Genomic DNA, 19339 nt, shown 5'->3' on the forward strand with positions numbered 1-19339 from the left:
CAGACAATAAGCGGCAAAGCTTTATTTTGGCTTCAAATTAAGCCAATTTATCCCTTAACTTAGCATCGTTTACAAAAGTTTCCCATTACCATACACCCATGTTGAAATTAGAGGACAGCTACCGCCATAAAGGTCAGCGAAAAGAATTGGTAAAAATCATCCGGCAAAAAGGAATCAAAAACGAAGCTGTTTTGGATGCCATCAATACCCTTCCAAGGCATTTTTTCTTTGATTCAGCTTTAGACTCCCATGCTTATGAAGACAAAGCATTCCCCATCGGAGAAGGTCAGACGATTTCCCAACCTTACACAGTTGCTTTCCAGACAGCATTGCTGAATATCAAACCAGGGGACAAAGTCCTTGAAATCGGGACAGGTTCAGGATATCAAGCTGCCATACTGCACCTGCTCGGAGCAGAAGTCCATACCATCGAATACCAAAAAAAACTCTTTGACAGGACCAAAAAATTTATGGCAAAGTTGGGAATAAACCTGCACTTTTATTTTGGAGATGGTTCCAAAGGAATACCTGAACATGCCCCTTATGACAAAATCCTCGTGACTGCAGGTGCACCGGTAGTTCCCAACTCCTTACTGAAGCAACTGAAAGTCGGTGGGATTTTGGTAATCCCGGTGGGAGACCGGAAGACACAGAAAATGATGAAACTCACAAAAATCACAGATACAAAAATCGAACAGGAGGAATTTGACAACTTTGCCTTCGTTCCGCTTTTAGGAATGGAAGGGTGGAAATAACCAAATTTTATACTGAATTCTCAACCTGTATGTTTCCCTGAACGAAAAAGGTTTTGTATTTTTACAAAAAAATTAACTTTTATGCCAAAACAGAAACCAGCAAAGCAATCTGAAGTAATCATGACGGAAATGGTATTACCCAACGATACCAACACCCTGCACAACCTCATGGGCGGCAAGCTGATGCATTGGATGGATATTGTGGCGGCTATTGCTGCGCAAAAGCATTCCAACAGGATCGTAGTCACGGCTTCTGCAGACAGTATTTCTTTCAAGCATCCCATCGCCTTGGGCAATGTGGTCACCCTCAAAGCAAAGGTTACCCGGGCCTTCAATTCTTCCATCGAAGTATTCATCGAAGTCTGGGCAGAAGATATTCCGGCAAATAAAAAAATACTTACACATAGGGCTTTTTTCACATTTGTGGCCGTCGACCAAAACGGCAGACCAATAGAAGTGCCTGAGGTCATTGCTGAAACACCGGAAGAAATCGAATTATACGAAGGAGCTCTGAGAAGAAGACAGCTGAGACTTGTCCTGGCAAAAAGAATGGATCCAAAAGATGCAGTAGAACTCAAATCAATTTTCGGGTTTGAAGAAAACAAAGGCAACTAGAGGGAATTCCTGCTTTGGGGGGTACATCAGGAAATTGCAATTCTTCCATAAATCAGACTTTAAAAAAGCCTTATGGCCTAGTTTGGCTTTTCAATGAACTTAATACTTTGAAAAGAATACAAAAGCAAGGCGCAAAAACAGAATACTCACCTCCTACCCTCAATCCCCTGAAATTTTATTCTTTCCCTTCCCTATCTATCAAATTCCGTTTTGCAATCCCCCGTTTTTTAATCAATTTAGGAACATGGAAAATATGAGTATCCACGAATTTGGGCTGATTTTAGACAAGGAAATTTACCTTCTCCCCGAGGAGGCAGAACAATTATTGACAAAAAGACCCCAACCTGTTTTGGAAGAAAAACCCCATTCCCATCAGGAGGAATTTGAGATGGAAGGCTTGGAAGAAATCCAGACATTGGCATTCGAAGGAGGATTTGAAAAGGGGATTTTGGTCATTTATGAAGGGAAATCTTTGGAAAACAGCCTGTCAGATTATTTGTTTAAGATCTTAGGTGCAGTATCCTGTTCGCTAAAAGATATCGCTTTAGCCAATTCAGAAGATACCGAAAAAACAACAATGGCATCCATCACCGCGTTGAACCCCAACAAAATCATTGTATTTGGCAAGGTGAGGCATGAAATCATGATGTCTGTCAAAAAAACATACGAGGTCCATCAGGAAGACGAAATCGAATACCTTTTTGCGGATGACTTAAAGCAGATTTCTGAAAGCTTAGACCTTCGCAAAGCGCTTTGGAAAGAACTGCAGGTCCTGTTCAACATTACAAAAAAATAGAAATGAAAACTATAGAAGAAAAAACCAAGTGGTTGAAGCGGTTTCGGTTGATCAGCATCCTGGAAGGCTTATCATTTTTGATCTTGCTGTTTATCGCCATGCCTCTGAAATATATGATGGACATGCCCTTGGCCGTCACTTATGTGGGCTGGGCACACGGCTTGCTTTTCGTGGTATACATCTATGCGGTATTTCCCACCGCACACAAATTGGAATGGAAATTCGGAAAAACATTCTTCGCTCTAGCCGTCTCTATCCTCCCTTTTGGGCCGTTTATCTTTGACAAAAACCTGACCAAAGAAGAAAAAGAAATGGCCAAATCCTGACCACCCGCATTATGGCCCTGATCAGCAAAAAGAAAATCATCTACCCAATAAGCCCAAAATTGAGAGTGTTTCTCAATAGACATGGGCGTGAAGTAGATTTTCCTATCCAATACAATGACCTTTTGAGATACAGTACTTCTATTGCACTGTACGATTCAAAAGGCAATGATACCTTGTGGGAGACTGTGTTTTTCGCTGAGTCGGACCGGGAAGAAATCCATTATAACGTCAAAAAAATCTATTCTATACTCAAAGCACAAGGTGACATGACGGTCATGGAACACCTCTATGTAGATAGGATAGATCTCTGCGTATATGGCAACACCAAGCCGTTTAGGGTAAGGATAGTAAACAGAATCAATGATAACTTCGATTACTTCTATGTGAAGATGGCCGATGCATCGAGGATTTATGGTCTTGAACTAGAGCATCTCTTGTCTCCTAACCGCATCAATTACCTTGTACACCAAAACACACTTATTGAAGAACACATTGCCGGCATCCCGGGGGAACAGTTTATGCGGCTTTATATCAACGACGGGTTACAAAATCCGATCCGCCTTGCCAAAGAATTTGTCAAATTCAATGAAAGGTGCTTTGTCAGACTACTTGGAGACATGCATTCTTCAAATTTTGTAGTGGACATCACCCCGGATTTCGAGGAAACGCACTACAGAATCCGGGCGATAGATTTTGACCAACAGTCCTACGAAGGAAAAAAATCAATCTACCTACCCCAATATTTCAAGCAAAACAATACGCTGATCCAAATGGGCTTCAAACACATCACTCCTGAGTCGATGGCCCAATACCAAAGGGAAGAACGGTCACTGATAGCCAATCGGCTTAAAAGCTCGCAGCTAGAAATTGATGACCTTTTGGACACCATGGAGTCTGATACAGTTTCTACTCCTGAAAATACCGAAAACCTGAAACAGGAACTTGCAAAACACTATAAAAACAACAAATTCCTTGCCTGTAAAAACATGGGAAATATCCTTCGTCTCAGCTTGGAACAGGTAAGTAAAAAATGACCGGAGCTCTCCTACTCCTAACATTTCGGACTTGGTAATCTGTACTTAATACTTGGCAGTTTTCACCTTTTTCCTCTAACCTACCACATCTTTACCATCTACGCTCAATAAAACCTCACCGCACATTCAGGATTCAGTTTTTTGAATGAGTCCACTACCCTTTGGTTAAGCCTTGTATTGAAACAGATAAGTTCTTTGAGATTAAGACCCTGAACAGGCTTTAACGACCTGACATTGGTACCTCCTATATCTAATTTTTCGAGACCGACAAGTGTCTCCAATCCTCGAAGAATGGTGATATTGGTTCCGGTAAGGATCATGGTTTTAAGTTCATTGAGTTGACCTAGCGGCCTCAAGTCCTCAATGGCCGTGTAGGATAAATCCAGTGCTTTCAGGTTAATCAAAGCCGGAATAACTGTAAGATCAGAAACAGGGGCATGGGAAATTTTGAGGTCTACCAATAATCTTAATTCGCTCAAACCTGAAATGTCGGTCATCGGTATATGGGAAATCGACAGCGACCTCAGATTGACGAATACCGCCAAGGCCTGCAAATTTGAAATATCAGCATTCTCCACCTTCAAATCCGGCTTTGCTGTCCATGAATGTAAGGTTTCGGGATCGGGATCTCTATCTCCCTCCCCATACGCTTTTTTGAAAGCGCTCTTCCAAGATTCATCCACAGAATCCCACCACTGTTCGAGAAGGGCTGACCTGTAAATGATATTTACTTTTGGATTGGAAGATAGAAAATCAGGGATTTCTGAGGAATCTATTTCTGAATTGTCAAGGTTCAGGTAGGTCAGTTTCGGCAAATTCTTCAATATACTAAATCCCGTCACAGGACTATCCCTAAAGTCGATGCTTTCTAGATTTACCATCCCTGCCAATGGTTGCAGGTCTTTGACCTTTGTGTTTTGTCCTGAAATAAATTCCAAAGTCTTGGTCTCCGACAAAGGAAGCAGGTCGCTGATTTCATTGTCATCAAATGCAAGGTAGTTGATGTTCTTAAACTTCAAGACGGGGTTAAGGGTATTGATCCCTGTACCAGATACATCTAAGGAATCTATTCCCAAAGTGGCGGTCAGGTCCTCAATAGTCGGGGAAGGTATTCCCAGCCGTGAATTGACCGCAACCAATGCCAGTTTCCATTCTTGTGACAATCCTGACCACCAAGACTGTAATGTTTCTACATGGTGGATCAAAAGCACATTCCTATTGAGTCGGGCAAATCCCTCTGCACTTGCTTCTGAAACTTGGGTAAGGTCAGCATAAAGCATTCTCAAATTAGGCTTGTTATTCAAGGGAACAATATTCGATACTGCAGTTCGGTTGATATTAAGGTTCTTCAAGGAGGAAAGAGCAGCCAAAGGTGTCAAATCCACAATGTTGGTTTCACTCAAATTCACTTCGGTAAGGCTGGACAATCCAGCCAAAAGATCAATATTGGACAAATTGTTACCACTTAGGTCAAGGTAAATCAAACCTTGAAGTTCCTGTATATCTTCTATACTCGTAAAACTGCTGTGATTCAAATCCAGCTTTGTAAGCGCCTGCATAGAATTTAAAACACTGTAAGACATTATTTGAGTGTTGACCGCTCTTAAAGTTTTTAGACTCTTAAGATTTCCAAGTTCGCTGATATCCTCGATTGCGGTATTGGAGACATCTAGGTATTCAAGCTTATCTGAATATTTGATAAACTGAATGTCCTTTGTCGGGGTATTGGAAATATTGAGATGGCTCAGAAAAGTAACATTGCTGATGGGATTCAATTCCTCCACTTTGGTATTACTGATATCAATATACTTGAGGTCTCTCAAAGCCTCAAGAGGTGTAAGTTCAATCAGGTATTCATTTCCGGAAAAATCAATGGAATCAATTGCGCTGATTTTATATAGGTGATCTACTGTGATGGAATCTTCCTCTGTGATTCCAATTTTTTCTCTAAAGAAAGATTCCCAAGTGTAAGACAAAGTAGCCCACCACTCCTTAAGTTCTTCATCCCTACACAGCTTGGTGGTATACACACTGGCAATTTTCAGCTCATTGGATTTTTTATCTACATTGACTTCAATGAACCTAGGTTTGGTATTTGTAATTTTTTCTTTGTTAAGACCTGTGGCAGTCAAGGTCCTGTCCATAGAAACCAAAAAGGACAATTCTCCATTCTCTCTAAGAAAGGGTTTGGTTTCCCTGACTTTAAACTTGAAGCTAGCTTCTTTGAAAAAAAATTCAATGTCCTTTAAGTAGGCCGTTACATCTTTATTGGTAATTACTTTTCTGTCAAGAAGAAGGTCATCTTCAACCTGCACTTTGCCATCCCTAAAAATCTTTTTATAGCTTTCCCTGATAATGACATCCTTGTCCCTTGCAGGAGTATCTTTACTCCCGAGGGTGTTGAGGAAAAACTCCAAAAACTGAACCTGATCTTCTACTTTTTGAGTAAGGTCTTTCAAATCAGCTTTGGAATATCCTCCCAAATCTTGGGAAAAACCAAATGGGCTGATTCCCAAAAGAAGAAGGAAAAAAAGGAAAAATCGCTTATTTCTGATCATAAATGAAGTCTAATATTGATTCTTTGTCTCCCGGATTTAATTTTACCAAATCTCCGATCAGCCATCCTGTGTTGAAACCCGGCCTATTGAACTGATTCAATTCAAAATACCAATTGTTGATTTGGAAGAAATGAAACTTAACTTCTGATATTGTTTCAAATTTGATGCTACCTTTTTTCAATTCGTATAAAAATAAGGTGAGGTAATCAGGAACATACTCCTTGGAGGTGTAGGATTCAGGTGCCTTGGAATTTTCAAAAGCTTTGCGGAGATTCATAAAACCAAGCTCATGGCTCAAAGGGTGGATAAAACTTTTATCTGTCCCGCTTGGCTTATTGAAAATATCTTTGAAAGGTTGGAAGACAACTTTGTCGATCACCCACTCATATCCCAAACCCTCAGGCTGAATTTTTAAGAATAGGGTGACATTTTCGCTTCTGCCTTTGTATTGGAATACGGATACAACTTCCGCAAACCATTCTCCCCCATGGAAATTCAAAAATTGGGGTTGGGATTCAGAAAGGACATCCCTCATAAACTCGGTCTTCATTTGACCTGAAATCCCTGATGTTTCATTGTCAAAAAGGATACTGACAAATTTACCCCTTAATTCCCTGTCTCTAAACAAGGCATCGCCTGAATAAAATCTTTTGCTGCCATCTTGGCTTTCTTCAGCATTGAACCTTCTAAAAAATTGATTGACCTGCTTGGTCGAAGCGGCAAACCTGCCATCATCCTTGGGGGAACCGGGGCTGAACAAACCCTGCCCCGGTGCCATTCCAAAGGATGTAATCAATAATGTAAATGCGATAATTATTTTTCTCATGCAGCGGTTTCAGTCACACGGATATCTCCAAGCATCACGTCCCAGAATTCGATTGTTCTACCTGCAATCTGAGTCTGTTTTTTCTCCACATAGATCGTGATATCTTTTTTGGTCGTGTCTCTGTAGTTCAAACCTGTCTCGATAGAAGTACCTTCAAATCTTTGATAAACGGTAATGACTCCGACATAACGGCCATCAGGCTGTCTTTCAAGATCACTGATATAATGGATATCATACCAAGTGATGTTTACTCTGTCATAGTTCAATGCCATCAATCTTTCGAAGTAGTTTCTTACTTTGTAGTAAGCAATCTCCTTACGGTTCAAAGAAGATACGCCCATTTCGGCATCCGGAGCAAATAATTCCTCAGCCCTATCCATAACGCGGTTAGCTTCTGAGAATTGTGTTTCTTTACTTCCGATGATGCTGATGTACTTGCTAAGGTCTTTTACTTTTTCCAAAGCAAGAGAGTCAATTGCCTGCTTTCTTGCAGGACTGATGTTGTCAGTTTGTGCCAACGTAATGGTCGCTGAAGCAAAAAAGAGCAACAGGAAAAGAGGAATATATTTTTTCATTATCTCGTGATTTTTCGGTGGATATTATTTTTTACGACGCAATTCCAATTCAGAAACTTTACCGTTTCCGTCAAGTCTGATATCAGAAATGAAGTTAAGGTTTTTCTTGGTGTCCTTCAGATAGTTAAGGTACTTATCTATCGTGGTAGGCTCATCGTAATCTTTAATGCCATCGGCCTCATGAATCACAATCAATACCGGTGTAGATGCATTGGAGAACATCCCCTGAGCTTCCTGTATGGTTCTGTTAGCAGCGTCAACATTGGAAGAACCGGCAATGCTATTGAAATAATTTTCAAGTTTCCCAACAGCAACTTCTTCAGCAGAAGGTCCAGCAGGTGGCGGTGGCGGAGGAGTTGGTTTTACTTCTTCTACAGGCGCCGGCTCGGGAGTAGCCACGACTTTCTTTTTACCTTTGCAAGCTCCAAGAGCAAGCAAACCAAACAGGGCAATTGTAAGCACCCTGCTCAATGTTGATTTGGCGGATTTTTTTTTCATGTTTAGTTAATTGATTAGTTTAATAGAATTTTATGATTTGGGCAATTATGATTGGATTTTGGTTAAAATTTTCAAACAGAATTTTTTGGTTTTCAAATCACTGCTTTCGCAATTCTTCCTCAGAACTGTCAAATTAAAACCTGTACAAATCTAATCGAAATTTCCTTTTTTTATCAAGATAGATCGTATAGTCGGTAAAAAATATTCAATAATCCCGAAGGAAGGCAATATTGTGCATTATCTACCGGACTAATCACCCATTTTAGTCAAATACCTCTTTCAGTTTGTTCTCCAAACTTGCCCCTCTCAAATCTTTCCCAATTATTTTACCCTCAGGATCGAGCATGTAGGTAGCAGGAATGGCATTGATTTGGTAAAGCGCTGCAGCTTCCGAATTAAAATATTTAAGGTCTGAGACATGTGTCCAAGTCAGGTTATCATCAGCAATCGCTTTGACCCAAGCTTCCTTAGTCCTGTCCAATGACACCCCAAAAACCTCAAATCCCTTCTCTTTATATTGGTTGTAAAGCCTGACTACATTGGGATTTTCTTCCCTACATGGCCTGCACCAAGCTGCCCAAAAGTCTATCAATACATATTTCCCTCTCAAATCTGACAGCTTCACCATTTCTCCATCAGGGTTTGGTAAAGAAATCTCAGGTGCCACCTGACCTATAGACAAAGCACGCATGTCATCTAGCTGATGGAGCAGAGACTGGATCATATTGGTATTTGGATATTTTTCGTTCAGACCTCTGACCAATTCATCAATAAACTGAAAATCGTTTTTGATATTCAGCATAGAAATACCCGCCATCGTGGCAAAACTGCCTTGCATGCCGGAAAGAACATCTTTCACCTTTTGGCCTTGAGTCAGTTCTAGGTTCATGGCTGTATTCTGAACGGATTTGATCGCCTCCTGATCCCTTTTACTCATCGCTTCAAAATAAGCGGTATTCAGGTCGTTGATGGTTTTTTGGTACTCTGCAGTCAAAGCCTCTATTTTTTGGAGATTTTTGGAATCCTCCGATCCTTCAATCCTCAAACTCGCCTCGTCATTGAAATCATAATAAACTTCTACATCCTCGGCATACAATGCCAGTTTGACTACCTTTCGATTCATCAGATGAAGTTCAAAAAAACCAGGCCCCTCCAAGCTGAGCTCATACTCAAAATCACCCCCTGAACCCATGGGAATCGCGGAAATAATTTCTGTACTCTCATCGACAAACTTATAGAGTTCGACTGGTCCCTCAGGTGCGTTTTTTACCTCTCCTGATACCTTCACAGTACCATCAAATTCTTGTTTACCATCATTGCCACAGGCGACCAACAACAGCACAAAAACAAAAGACAGGTAAGTAACAAATGGCTTTTTCATATTATTTTTCAAGAATTTCAGTCAATAATTTTGTGGCTACTTTTGGATCCGCCTTTCCTTGGGATTTCTTCATCACCTGCCCCATAAACATCGCCATCAATCCTTTTTTCCCTGAACGGTATTCTTCGACTTTGGATGCATTTTCTGCAAGCACTGTCTCAATAATTGGCTTCAAAGAACCTTCATCACTTTCCTGGATGAGGTTTAAATCTTGCGCGATTTCTAAAGGCCGTTTGGCTTTGTTGAGCAACATCTCCGGATATACTTTTTGGGAAGCCACAGAGAAGTTGATCTTTCCTTCATCGATAATCGCGATCAGTTCTGCCAGGCTTTTGGCCGAAATCGGAAAATCAGAAATATGAAGCGTAAGCTCATTGAGGTAGGATTTAACCGGCCCCATGACCCAGTTTGCGGCTCCTTTGTAATTTTTGGTATGGAGACATACTTCTTCAAAGTACAGGGCAATTTCCTTGCTGTCAGTCAATACGCCTGCATCATATTCCGAAAGTCCATATTGGTTCAAAAACTTGTGGTGTAGCTCTCTTGGCAATGCAGGCATAGATTCCCTGACACTCTCCAGCCATTCTTCAGAGACAATGACAGGGCTCAGGTCAGGTTCAGGAAAATACCTGTAATCATTCAAGTCTTCCTTGGTCCTCATGCTCGCCGTCAAACCAGTCGCCGCATCGAAAGTCCTTGTTTCAGATATGATTTCTATGTTGGCCTCCGCCATTTCCACCTGACGCTCAAATTCATGCTCTATCGCCCTTACGACATTCCTAAAAGAATTCATGTTTTTGACTTCGACTTTCTTTCCATATTCAGCTGCCCCTCTTAGCCTTACCGAGACGTTGGCATCACATCTAAGTGAGCCTTCTTCCATATTGCCATCGCAGATATCAAGATACCGGACGAGTTTTTTGATCTCGGACAAATAAGCATATGCCTCATCCGAGGAACGCATGTCCGGCTCTGATACTATTTCTATCAAAGGAACTCCCGCCCTGTTAAAATCTACCAAAGTATCCACCTCTCCGGCAAGATGCATGGACTTTCCTGCATCTTCCTCCATGTGGATTCTTGTCAGGGCTACAGACTTTTTGCTGCCGTCAGGAAGCGTGATAGGCACTGTCCCGCCCACGCAAATAGGATTTTTGTCCTGCGTGACCTGATAACCCTTTGGAAGATCAGGATAGAAATAATTTTTCCTTGCAAAAATATTATGCCTTGTGATAGAGCAATCACAGGCCAAGCCCATTTTGATGGCAAACTCCACCGCTTTTCGGTTCACTTTGGGAAGCGTACCGGGGTGGCCAAGGGTAATGACCGAAATATGTGTATTGGGAAGATTTCCGTACTCTGTCGAATCAGAAGTGTACATCTTACTCTGTGTCAGCAGCTGGGCATGTACCTCCAGTCCGATGACCAATTCATATTTGTTTTTTACTTCTGCAGAAAGCATCTTTTCTTTTTTATTCTGTATTACAATTGCCCTAAAATTGGATTCAAAATAGCCTAAAACCAAATTTGGAGCCCCACATTATGTTATCTCTAACGCAGTAGCGTCTTGGCTTTGACCAATACCGCCGGCAAACCAGAAAGATTTTTTCCGCCGGCAGTGGCAAAGAATGGCTGACCCCCTCCCCCTCCATCTATTTCTTTTGCCAATTCCCTCACCAATAAACCCGCATTCAGTGATTTTTCGGCAATCAGATTGTCTGAAATCAAAACAGCTACTTGCGGTTTCCCGTCGATTTCCGCTGACAAAACTACGATAACATTTTCGACTTCGTTTTTAAGCTCAAAGGCCAGTTTCTTTAAAGCATCTGCCGAAGGCAAGGATATCTGCGCAATTATCTGATTCGTTCCTCCTACCTGTTCTATTCCCCTGATCAATTGCTCCTTAAGCGCTCCCGCCTGTTGGGTATGCATTACTTCCAGTTCTTTTCTCAAGTCATTGCGTTCCTGAATCAGAGCCTCAATGGATTTTTTGACATCCCGGGGATTCTTCAGTAATTCTTGAATTTCTTTCAGCAATTGAAACTGATCGTTGACATAGGCCTCAGCAGCCTCAGCACTAATCGCTTCTATCCTCCTGACGCCAGCCGAAATGGACCCTTCTGAAATGATTTTGAACAAACCGATCACCCCTGTGGATGATACGTGTGTACCGCCACAGAGTTCCACAGAAAAATTCCTGTCAAAGGTGATTACCCTGACAAAATCTCCGTATTTCTCTCCAAACAACGCTGTTGCACCTTGATTCTTGGCTTCTGCTATAGGCACATATCTTTGCTCGTTGAGCGGAATATTTTCCCTTATTTTTGTATTCACTATACTTTCCACTTGGGAAATTTCTTCCTCTGTGAGCTTCGCAAAGTGCGAAAAGTCAAAACGAAGAATTTCTTCATTGACCAAAGAGCCTTTTTGCTGCACATGGTCTCCCAAGACTTGCTTGAGTGCTGCATGCAACAAGTGGGTCGCCGTATGGTTATTCATACTCAGCATCCGCTTTTCCCCGTTGACTTTGGAGATGAATAATACCTCGGGCACAGAAGGAAGTCTATCTACAAAATGGACAATCAGGTCGTTTTCTTTTTTGGTATCCAACACCTGTATGGTCTCAGTGTCTGACTGCAACCAACCCTGATCTCCGACCTGTCCGCCACTTTCGGCATAAAACGGCGTCCTGTCCAACACCAATTGAAACCTGTCGCCTTTTTTATCCTTGATCTGCCTGTATTTGACTATTCTGCTTTGGGATTCAAGGTAATCATAACCTATAAACTCCACCCCCTCATCTTCTCCAACCATAACCCAATCGCCGGTTTCCTGCTCAGCAGCTGCCCTGGACCTGGTTTTTTGCTTCTCCATCTCCACAGCAAAACCCTTCTCATCTACCGAAAGGCCATTTTCCCGAGCAATCAATGAGGTCAGGTCCAAGGGGAATCCAAAAGTATCATACAGTTCAAAAGCGACTTTTCCCTCAATCACTGTCTGTCTAGACCCGGCCATTTCTTCTTTGATTTGATCGAGTTTTTTTAATCCGTTATCTAAGGTCCTCAAGAAAGAGTTTTCCTCTTCCATAATCACCTTGGCAATAAAATCCTGCTGTGCGGCTACTTCAGGGAAAATATCCCCAAAAGTCTCGGCCAGCAATGGCAGCAATTCATATAAAAACGGTTTTTGGAAGCCAAGGAAAGTATATCCATACCTTACAGCCCTTCTCAAAATCCTGCGGATGACATATCCTGCCTTGTTGTTGGATGGCAACTGACCATCGGCAATGGTAAATGATATGGCCCTGATATGGTCCACAATCACCCGCATAGCAATGTCTATCTTTTCATCCTTCCCATACTCCTTTCCGGATTTGGTGGCCACTGCTTGGATAAAAGGCGTAAAGACGTCAGTATCGTAATTGGAAGATTTATTTTGAATCGCCCTGACAAGTCTTTCAAAACCCATTCCTGTATCCACATGCTTGGCAGGGAGTTCTTTCAGACTTCCATCAGAAACCCTGTTGAACTGCATAAAAACCAGGTTCCAGATTTCGATTACCTGAGGATGGTCATTGTTGACAAGGTCGTATCCATTCACTTTTTGTCTTTCTTCGTCGGACCTGAGGTCGACATGAATTTCAGAACATGGACCACAAGGGCCTGTATCCCCCATTTCCCAAAAGTTGTCCTTCTTACTGCCAAAAATGATCCTGCTCTCCGGAAGGATTCCACTCCAGATTTGGAAGGCCTCCATATCCCTTTCAAGCTTGTCTCCGGCATCCCCTCCAAAAACTGAAACATAGAGCCTGTCTTTTGGCAATTGATACACTTCCGTCAACAATTCCCAGGCCCATTCGATCGCTTCTTTTTTGAAATAATCACCAAAAGACCAGTTGCCAAGCATCTCAAACATGGTATGGTGGTAGGTGTCTACTCCCACTTCTTCAAGGTCATTGTGCTTACCCGAGACCCTCAGACATTTTTGGCTGTTGGCTACGCGAAGAAACTTGGGATCTTCATTTCCCAAGAAATAATCCTTGAACTGATTCATTCCTGCATTGGTAAACATCAAGGTGGGATCATTCTTGACCATAATTGGCGAAGAAGGAACATAATGATGCTTTTTGGACTCAAAAAATTCTATGAATAAATTTCTGATTTCTTTGGCTTTCATGTAACCTATTGACTATTTTCGGATTCTCTATTTAATTCCCTATCTTTGTGGTCCCTTTGCGCAATCACCCAACTGCCACAGGGGCACAAAATTAGAATATTTACCTCGGAATCCGTAATGAGTAGAATAAAATATTACTACGACCCCAAAACCTGTAAGTACGAGCGATACAAGCGAAACAATTGGGACATTGCACTCAATTTTCTCGGTTTTTTTAGCCTTGCTTCGGTGTTTGCAGTTGTCATGCTCCTGTCTTTCAACTATTTTTTTGAAAGTCCAAAAGAGTTGATGCTAAAAAAAGAAAACAGAGAACTGACACTCTATTACAGGCTTCTTGAAGGGGAAGTATCCAAAATGAACCAGATGATGGTTGACCTTCAGCAAAGGGACGACAATCTTTACAGAATAATTTTTGAATCTGAACCTGTCCCCGGGGAAATGAGAAATGCCGGTATCGGTGGATCTGACAGATACAAAGAAATCAAAGAAAAAGGTCTCAAACAGGAAGACCTCGTCATCTCCCTTTCCCAAAAGGTAGATGCATTGAAAAGAAAAATGTATGTGCAGTCTGTAAGCTATGATGAAGTAACTGAAATGGCTTTTAGCAAAGAAGAATATTGGGCGGCTGTTCCTGCCATGCAACCGATAGTCAATGAAGACCTAAACCTCCTAGCCTCCGGGTTTGGAATGAGGGTTCATCCTATCTTAAAAGTTAGGAAAATGCATACGGGAGTTGACTTTGCAGCGCCAAAAGGTACAGCCATCTATGCTACCGGTGACGGAGTAGTAAGTGCTGTCAAAACAGTTTTCGGAGGTTACGGCAAACATATAGAAATAGACCATGGCTTTGGATTTGTGACCAGGTATGCCCACATGAATGAATTTAAAGTAAAAAAAGGTCAAAAAATTAAACGTGGCGATATCATCGGAACAGTAGGAAATACAGGTTCCTCCACCGCACCACACATACATTATGAAATCATCAAGGATGGTAGGTATGTAAATCCTGTAAATTACTTCTTCAAAGACCTTACTCCAGAAGAGTTTGATAAGATTCTCGAACTTTCAGGAAGAGAAAATCAGTCCTTGAGTTAAGCTTAAGTGTTTATCGGATTCTTTGCAAGTAGCCGATAATCTACTTCAGGCGGGAAGGAAGACCGAAGTCTGAATAGGATGTAAAGTATATATTGAGAATCCTGCCAAGATATATATTGAATTGCTATTTTACCTTCATCAAAGCCTGCATACCTACATTGAAAACAAAATCCCGGTCAGAATATCTGACCGGGATTTCTTTTTTGTAACAACGAAAACATTACCCGCTCTGAAAAGGCATAATACCTCAGGGACGGGTACAGCCCATCCTTTACAATTCGGGTTTTTCCTAAAACCATGGAAAATTAAAATATTTGTGATCATCATAATCTAGAATTAACAGCCCTGAAAGGGCGTGATATCTCAGGGATGGGTGACACCTATCCGTAGAAAAACGAACATACTTCTATCCCGCCCTTTCAGGGCTTCTGATTCAATTGACAACCATGGTTTCGATGGGCTCCACCCATCGCTAAGTAATTTTGCCCTTTCAGGGCTTTTAACCCACACCTTTGGTTGTCTTTTCTATGAACCAGAAATATTTTTTAAAATATCAATCAAACCGAATTTGATTTAGTCAATACCATTTGAATCAGCTCTGAAAGGGCGAAATACTTCAGGAATGGTGAAATAAAGAAAAAAATACTCCAAGCCCTGAAAGAACAAGATATCACAGGAATGGGTGAAGACCATCCATATAAAAACGAATAGGGCCGGGAAGCACTGAAAAGGCATAATACCTCAGGGACGGGTACAGCCCATCCTTTACAATTCAGGTTTTTCCTAAAACCATGGAAAATAAAAATATTTGTGATCATCATAATCTAGAATTAACAGCCCTGAAGGGGCGTGATATCTCAGGGATGGGTGAAGCCTATCCGTAGAAAAACGAACATACTTCTATCCCGCCCTTTCAGGGCTTCTGATTCAATTGACAACCATGGTTTCGATGGGCTCCACCCATCGCTAAGTAATTTTGCCCTTTCAGGGCTTTTAACCCACACCTTTGGTTGTCTTTTCTATGAACCAGAAATATTTTTTAAAATATCAATCAAACCGAATTTGATTTAGTCAATACCATTTGAATCAGCTCTGAAAGGGCGAAATACTTCAGGAATGGTGAAATAAAGAAAAAAATACTCCAAGCCCTGAAAGAACAAGATATCACAGGAATGGGTGAAGACCATCCATATAAAATCGAATAGGGCCGGGAAGCACTGAAAAGGCATAATACCTCAGGGACGGGTACAGCCCATCCTATATAATTCAGGTTTTTCCTAAAACCATGGAAAATTAAAATATTTGTGATCATCATAATCTAGAATTAACAGCCCTGAAAGGGCGTGATATCTCAGGGATGGGTGACACCTATCCGTAGAAAAACGAACATACTTCTATCCCGCCCTTTCAGGGCTTCTGATTCAATTGACAACCATGGTTTCGATGGGCTCCACCCATCGCTAAGTAATTTTGCCCTTTCAGGGCTTTTAACCCACACCTTTGGTTGTCTTTTCTATGAACCAGAAATATTTTTTAAAATATCAATCAAACCGAATTTGATTTAGTCAATACCATTTGAATCAGCTCTGAAAGGGCGAAATACTTCAGGAATGGTGAAATAAAGAAAAAAATACTCCAAGCCCTGAAAGAACAAGATATCACAGGAATGGGTGAAGACCATCCATATAAAAACGAATAGGGCCGGGAAGCACTGAAAAGGCATAATACCTCAGGGACGGGTACAGCCCATCCTTTACAATTCAGGTTTTTCCTAAAACCATGGAAAATAAAAATATTTGTGATCATCATAATCTAGAATTAACAGCCCTGAAAGGGCGAAATCAAAAAAATTCAATTTCCTGAACTAGGGTCGTTACCTTCAAACACAATAAAAAAACGCAACCTTACCAGGCTGCGTTTTGATTACCAAAATCAACCATCATTTAAACAACTGTGGAGCAAATTGGGTCAGGTAAACCCTCCAGTTTCTCCAGGTATGTCCACCTTCGGATTCGACATAATCATACTTCATACCCATCCTATCCAATTTTTCGCGGTATTCTACATTGGCTTTAAAGAGAAAATCGGTTTTGCCAATGGCAATCCAATATAACTCATAACCGTTTTTCATTTGGGCTGTCAAGGTGTTGTCAAAATCACTATAGACTTTTCCTGTAGCATCCTCACGCGGCATAATGGCGGCAGAAAACAAACCCATGTAGTCAAAGGTATTGGGAAAAAACCTCGAAATATGCAAGGTGTGGAATCCTCCCATGGACAAACCTGCAATCGCCCTATTGGATTTGTCAGCCTTGACCCTATAGCTGCTTTCAACAAATTTGATAATATCCATAAATGAACCTTCATAGCTGCCATCCATCGTTCTAGGCGCCATAAACTGAGGCTTATAAAAACCTGCATTTCCTTCACCCGGCGCAGCATCCTGAGACACATTGCCATTTGGCATCACCACGATCATCGGTTTGGCTTTGCCTTCGGCAATCAGATTGTCCAAAATCTGAGCTGTCCTTCCCAAAGCTATCCAGGCTTCCTCATCTCCTCCGGCACCATGAAGCAGATAAAGAACAGGATACTTCTCAGTCGATGTTTCATATCCAGGAGGAGTGTAAATCGTTAGCCTTCTATCCATACCAAGCCCCGGAGAATCGTACCATCTGCGTGCAACTGTACCGTGGGGGACATCCTTCACCCTGTAATAATCCGTCTGACCTGCTCCCACTATCAGGATATTGGTCACCGAAGCTACATCACGGATTAAGAAAGGATTATTGGGATCGGTGGTGGTAAAGCCATCCACAATGATGGAATACCCATACAGTTCAGGACTCAAAGGAGCAGACTTATATTCCCAAACGCCGTTTTCACCTTTGCCAAGGTCGGCTTTCCCCGGTCCATCCATTTGTCCAAATTGGGTTTCCATTTTAACCGTGGGAAGAAAATCTCCTGTGATCTGAACAGATTTGGCATCGGGAGCAAATACCCGAAAAGTCACCGATTGGTCATCGTGGATTTCGGGAGAAACGATCTGTTGGGCACGAAAAAGTGCTTCCTGTCCCTGCGCCGAAAATGAAATCAGGAACAGAAATAAGAGTTTAATCAGGTTGTGTTTTTTCATAGTTGTTTTTCTATTGTCTCAAAATGTGAAAATAGAAGAAAGGGTAGACAATTCCTAAGGAAGATGGATCAATGGGTTGCCTTAAGAAAAACTTTATGCTTAACCAAACTATTATTTGCAAAAACTGCAGTTGGGTTTTAACCGAAATCAAGGATCGGGATTTCAATACTTACAGGTTACTTTTCAATATCAAAAAGGATCAATTTTCAGCCGTTTTGGCAGAAAAAAATGGCGGTAGCATTTTTGAAATGCTGGTCAGCATCGGAAATTACCAAATTCGAATCAGATGAGAATAGTGGCTAAATTCTTCAAACAGGTTTGGAAATCCATCCGGAACCTCGCTTGGGCATTGATTGTGGCTATAATGTTGAACGTCCATAATTTTTATACCGGCGAGACCAAATCCAAAGACGACATTGTATTCACTGTCGAGAAGGTGGTAATTGAAAAAGATGCCGCTAACAAAGATTGATAAATCTTTCAAGCATACCCGGCAATCCACATTAGACAGACAAATTGATTTGCCAAAAACCAATACCACAGCCCTGAATGGATTAAATATCGCTGAGATAGGTCACTGACCCAGGTAACAATTATCACCTTTTTCCAAAATCAAATTGAATACCTTTAACAAACTTAACGCTACAAATCCATGACTTTCCATATCTCAAAAACCCTCCCCAAACAGGATTTTCTTGCTGTCAAAGAAAAAATCACCGAAGCCTTGAAATCTGAAGGCTTTGGCGTCCTGACAGAAATCGATGTACAGGCCACTATGAAAAAGAAACTGGACAAGGACTACAAGCCTTTCCTGATTTTGGGTGCCTGCAATCCCGTCTATGCGGACAAAGTCCTGACCATCGACCCGCATATGAGTGCACTGCTGCCTTGCAACGTCACTTTACGTGAACTGTCAAACGGAGACATCGAAGTTTCCGCTGTAGACCCAGTGGCTGCTATGGGAAGCATGGGAGACAGTACCATCGGACCTCTCGCCCTTGACGTACAGCAAAAACTCGAAAGGGTAATTGAGAAGGTAGTCTAAAGACTTTCAATAGGTTAAAACATAGCCCAATTCCTTGGATTGGGTATATGAAAATAATCCTTAACTGCTTCATTGGAGAATTGAGGATTAACAGCTAACTTTTATAAAATTTACTAGCCATGTCAAAAGAAAAAACAGTAAAAAAGGAAGAGAAAAAGAAGCCTGGTAAAAACCTCAAAGAAAAAAGGGCTGAAAAAAAAGCCAAAAAAGACGGTAAGAAAAATGATTGATTGTCGAAAGAGGTCAATACAACAGGTTATAGAAAAGCCCTTGGAACCAGGTTCTAAGGGCTTTTTTTTTAGCTGTTTCCACATTGGTGCACGTAATCGGGTAAATCAAGCATTTTATATTCAAGACTAAAAGTCTTTGTTTCTAAGCGAGAAGGAATTGTCCCGAAACTTCGGAAAGCCTGCATAATCGCAAAAAAAGAACTCTTGCTTCCTTTGTTACTTTGTGGTTAAAAAAAACTTGTTCACCGCAGGAAACATCCTGATCCTTACCCCATTTTCCAATAACCTCAATT

Annotated in this window: 17 protein-coding genes; 9 read left to right on the plus strand and 8 right to left on the minus strand. The window is 41.4% G+C overall.

Annotated elements, in window-relative coordinates:
• The first annotated feature begins 98 nt into the window (after nucleotides 1–98).
• The 5 genes from MMU07_RS15330 (at nucleotide 99) to MMU07_RS15350 (ending at nucleotide 3526) form a co-directional block, all read left to right on the plus strand.
• Nucleotides 99–755 carry a protein-L-isoaspartate(D-aspartate) O-methyltransferase gene (locus MMU07_RS15330; RefSeq protein WP_241126838.1) on the plus strand — a complete coding sequence of 219 codons (657 nt, stop codon included), beginning with the start codon at nucleotides 99–101 and terminating at the stop codon, nucleotides 753–755.
• Nucleotides 756–836: 81 nt separating this feature from the next.
• On the plus strand, nucleotides 837–1370 hold the full coding sequence (locus MMU07_RS15335) for an acyl-CoA thioesterase (RefSeq protein WP_241126839.1): 534 nt from the start codon (nucleotides 837–839) through the stop codon (nucleotides 1368–1370).
• Nucleotides 1371–1623: 253 nt separating this feature from the next.
• The gene (locus MMU07_RS15340) at nucleotides 1624–2166 is read left to right on the plus strand and encodes a hypothetical protein (RefSeq protein WP_241126841.1); all 543 of its coding nucleotides are present in this window, start codon (nucleotides 1624–1626) and stop codon (nucleotides 2164–2166) included.
• Nucleotides 2167–2168: 2 nt separating this feature from the next.
• On the plus strand, nucleotides 2169–2492 hold the full coding sequence (locus tag MMU07_RS15345; RefSeq protein ID WP_241126843.1) for a DUF3817 domain-containing protein: 324 nt from the start codon (nucleotides 2169–2171) through the stop codon (nucleotides 2490–2492).
• A gap of 11 nt (nucleotides 2493–2503) precedes the next feature.
• Nucleotides 2504–3526: a hypothetical protein gene (locus MMU07_RS15350; protein ID WP_241126868.1), complete on the plus strand. Its 1023-nt coding sequence runs from the start codon at nucleotides 2504–2506 to the stop codon at nucleotides 3524–3526.
• Nucleotides 3527–3630: 104 nt separating this feature from the next.
• On the opposite strand, the gene MMU07_RS15355 is transcribed toward MMU07_RS15350, so the two are convergent.
• The 7 genes from MMU07_RS15355 to alaS form a co-directional block, all read right to left on the minus strand.
• Nucleotides 3631–6084: a leucine-rich repeat domain-containing protein gene (locus tag MMU07_RS15355; RefSeq protein WP_241126870.1), complete on the minus strand. Its 2454-nt coding sequence runs from the start codon at nucleotides 6082–6084 to the stop codon at nucleotides 3631–3633.
• Entirely contained in the window at nucleotides 6071–6910 is an 840-nt protein-coding gene (locus MMU07_RS15360) for a hypothetical protein (RefSeq protein ID WP_241126871.1), read from the minus strand. The genes MMU07_RS15355 and MMU07_RS15360 overlap by 14 nt, the downstream gene beginning before the upstream one ends.
• Complete coding sequence (locus MMU07_RS15365; protein ID WP_241126874.1) at nucleotides 6907–7485, minus strand: hypothetical protein; 579 nt, start codon at nucleotides 7483–7485, stop codon at nucleotides 6907–6909. Before MMU07_RS15365 ends, MMU07_RS15360 begins: the two co-directional genes overlap by 4 nt.
• A 24-nt stretch (nucleotides 7486–7509) precedes the next feature.
• Nucleotides 7510–7983 carry a nucleoid-structuring protein H-NS gene (locus MMU07_RS15370; protein ID WP_241126876.1) on the minus strand — a complete coding sequence of 158 codons (474 nt, stop codon included), beginning with the start codon at nucleotides 7981–7983 and terminating at the stop codon, nucleotides 7510–7512.
• Nucleotides 7984–8245: 262 nt separating this feature from the next.
• Nucleotides 8246–9364 (minus strand): peroxiredoxin family protein, encoded by a 1119-nt coding sequence (locus tag MMU07_RS15375; RefSeq protein ID WP_241126878.1) that lies wholly within the window; start codon nucleotides 9362–9364, stop codon nucleotides 8246–8248.
• A gap of 1 nt (nucleotide 9365) precedes the next feature.
• Nucleotides 9366–10826, minus strand: coding sequence for an Asp-tRNA(Asn)/Glu-tRNA(Gln) amidotransferase subunit GatB (gene gatB / locus MMU07_RS15380; RefSeq protein WP_241126880.1), 1461 nt, complete (start codon nucleotides 10824–10826; stop codon nucleotides 9366–9368).
• An 89-nt stretch (nucleotides 10827–10915) separates the two neighbouring features.
• Nucleotides 10916–13540 carry an alanine--tRNA ligase gene (alaS, locus tag MMU07_RS15385; protein ID WP_241126881.1) on the minus strand — a complete coding sequence of 875 codons (2625 nt, stop codon included), beginning with the start codon at nucleotides 13538–13540 and terminating at the stop codon, nucleotides 10916–10918.
• 117 nt (nucleotides 13541–13657) lie between these two features.
• On the opposite strand from alaS, the gene MMU07_RS15390 reads away from it, so the two are divergent.
• Nucleotides 13658–14635 (plus strand): M23 family metallopeptidase, encoded by a 978-nt coding sequence (locus MMU07_RS15390; protein ID WP_241126883.1) that lies wholly within the window; start codon nucleotides 13658–13660, stop codon nucleotides 14633–14635.
• A gap of 1939 nt (nucleotides 14636–16574) precedes the next feature.
• Here the strand turns inward: MMU07_RS15390 and MMU07_RS15395 are convergent.
• Nucleotides 16575–17771, minus strand: coding sequence for an esterase (locus MMU07_RS15395; RefSeq protein ID WP_241126885.1), 1197 nt, complete (start codon nucleotides 17769–17771; stop codon nucleotides 16575–16577).
• A 95-nt stretch (nucleotides 17772–17866) separates the two neighbouring features.
• Here MMU07_RS15395 and MMU07_RS15400 point away from each other — a divergent pair, with 95 nt between their 5' ends.
• The 3 genes from MMU07_RS15400 (at nucleotide 17867) to MMU07_RS15410 (ending at nucleotide 18816) form a co-directional block, all read left to right on the plus strand.
• Nucleotides 17867–18061, plus strand: a complete 195-nt coding sequence (locus tag MMU07_RS15400) for a hypothetical protein (protein WP_241126886.1) — start codon at nucleotides 17867–17869, stop codon at nucleotides 18059–18061.
• Nucleotides 18058–18243: a hypothetical protein gene (locus tag MMU07_RS15405; protein WP_241126888.1), complete on the plus strand. Its 186-nt coding sequence runs from the start codon at nucleotides 18058–18060 to the stop codon at nucleotides 18241–18243. Before MMU07_RS15400 ends, MMU07_RS15405 begins: the two co-directional genes overlap by 4 nt.
• Before the next feature lie 180 nt (nucleotides 18244–18423).
• Nucleotides 18424–18816, plus strand: a complete 393-nt coding sequence (locus MMU07_RS15410) for a DUF302 domain-containing protein (protein WP_241126890.1) — start codon at nucleotides 18424–18426, stop codon at nucleotides 18814–18816.
• The last annotated feature ends 523 nt before the right edge of the window (nucleotides 18817–19339 follow it).

Source organism: Cognataquiflexum nitidum (assembly GCF_022538055.1).
Taxonomy (GTDB): domain Bacteria; phylum Bacteroidota; class Bacteroidia; order Cytophagales; family Cyclobacteriaceae; genus Cognataquiflexum; species Cognataquiflexum nitidum.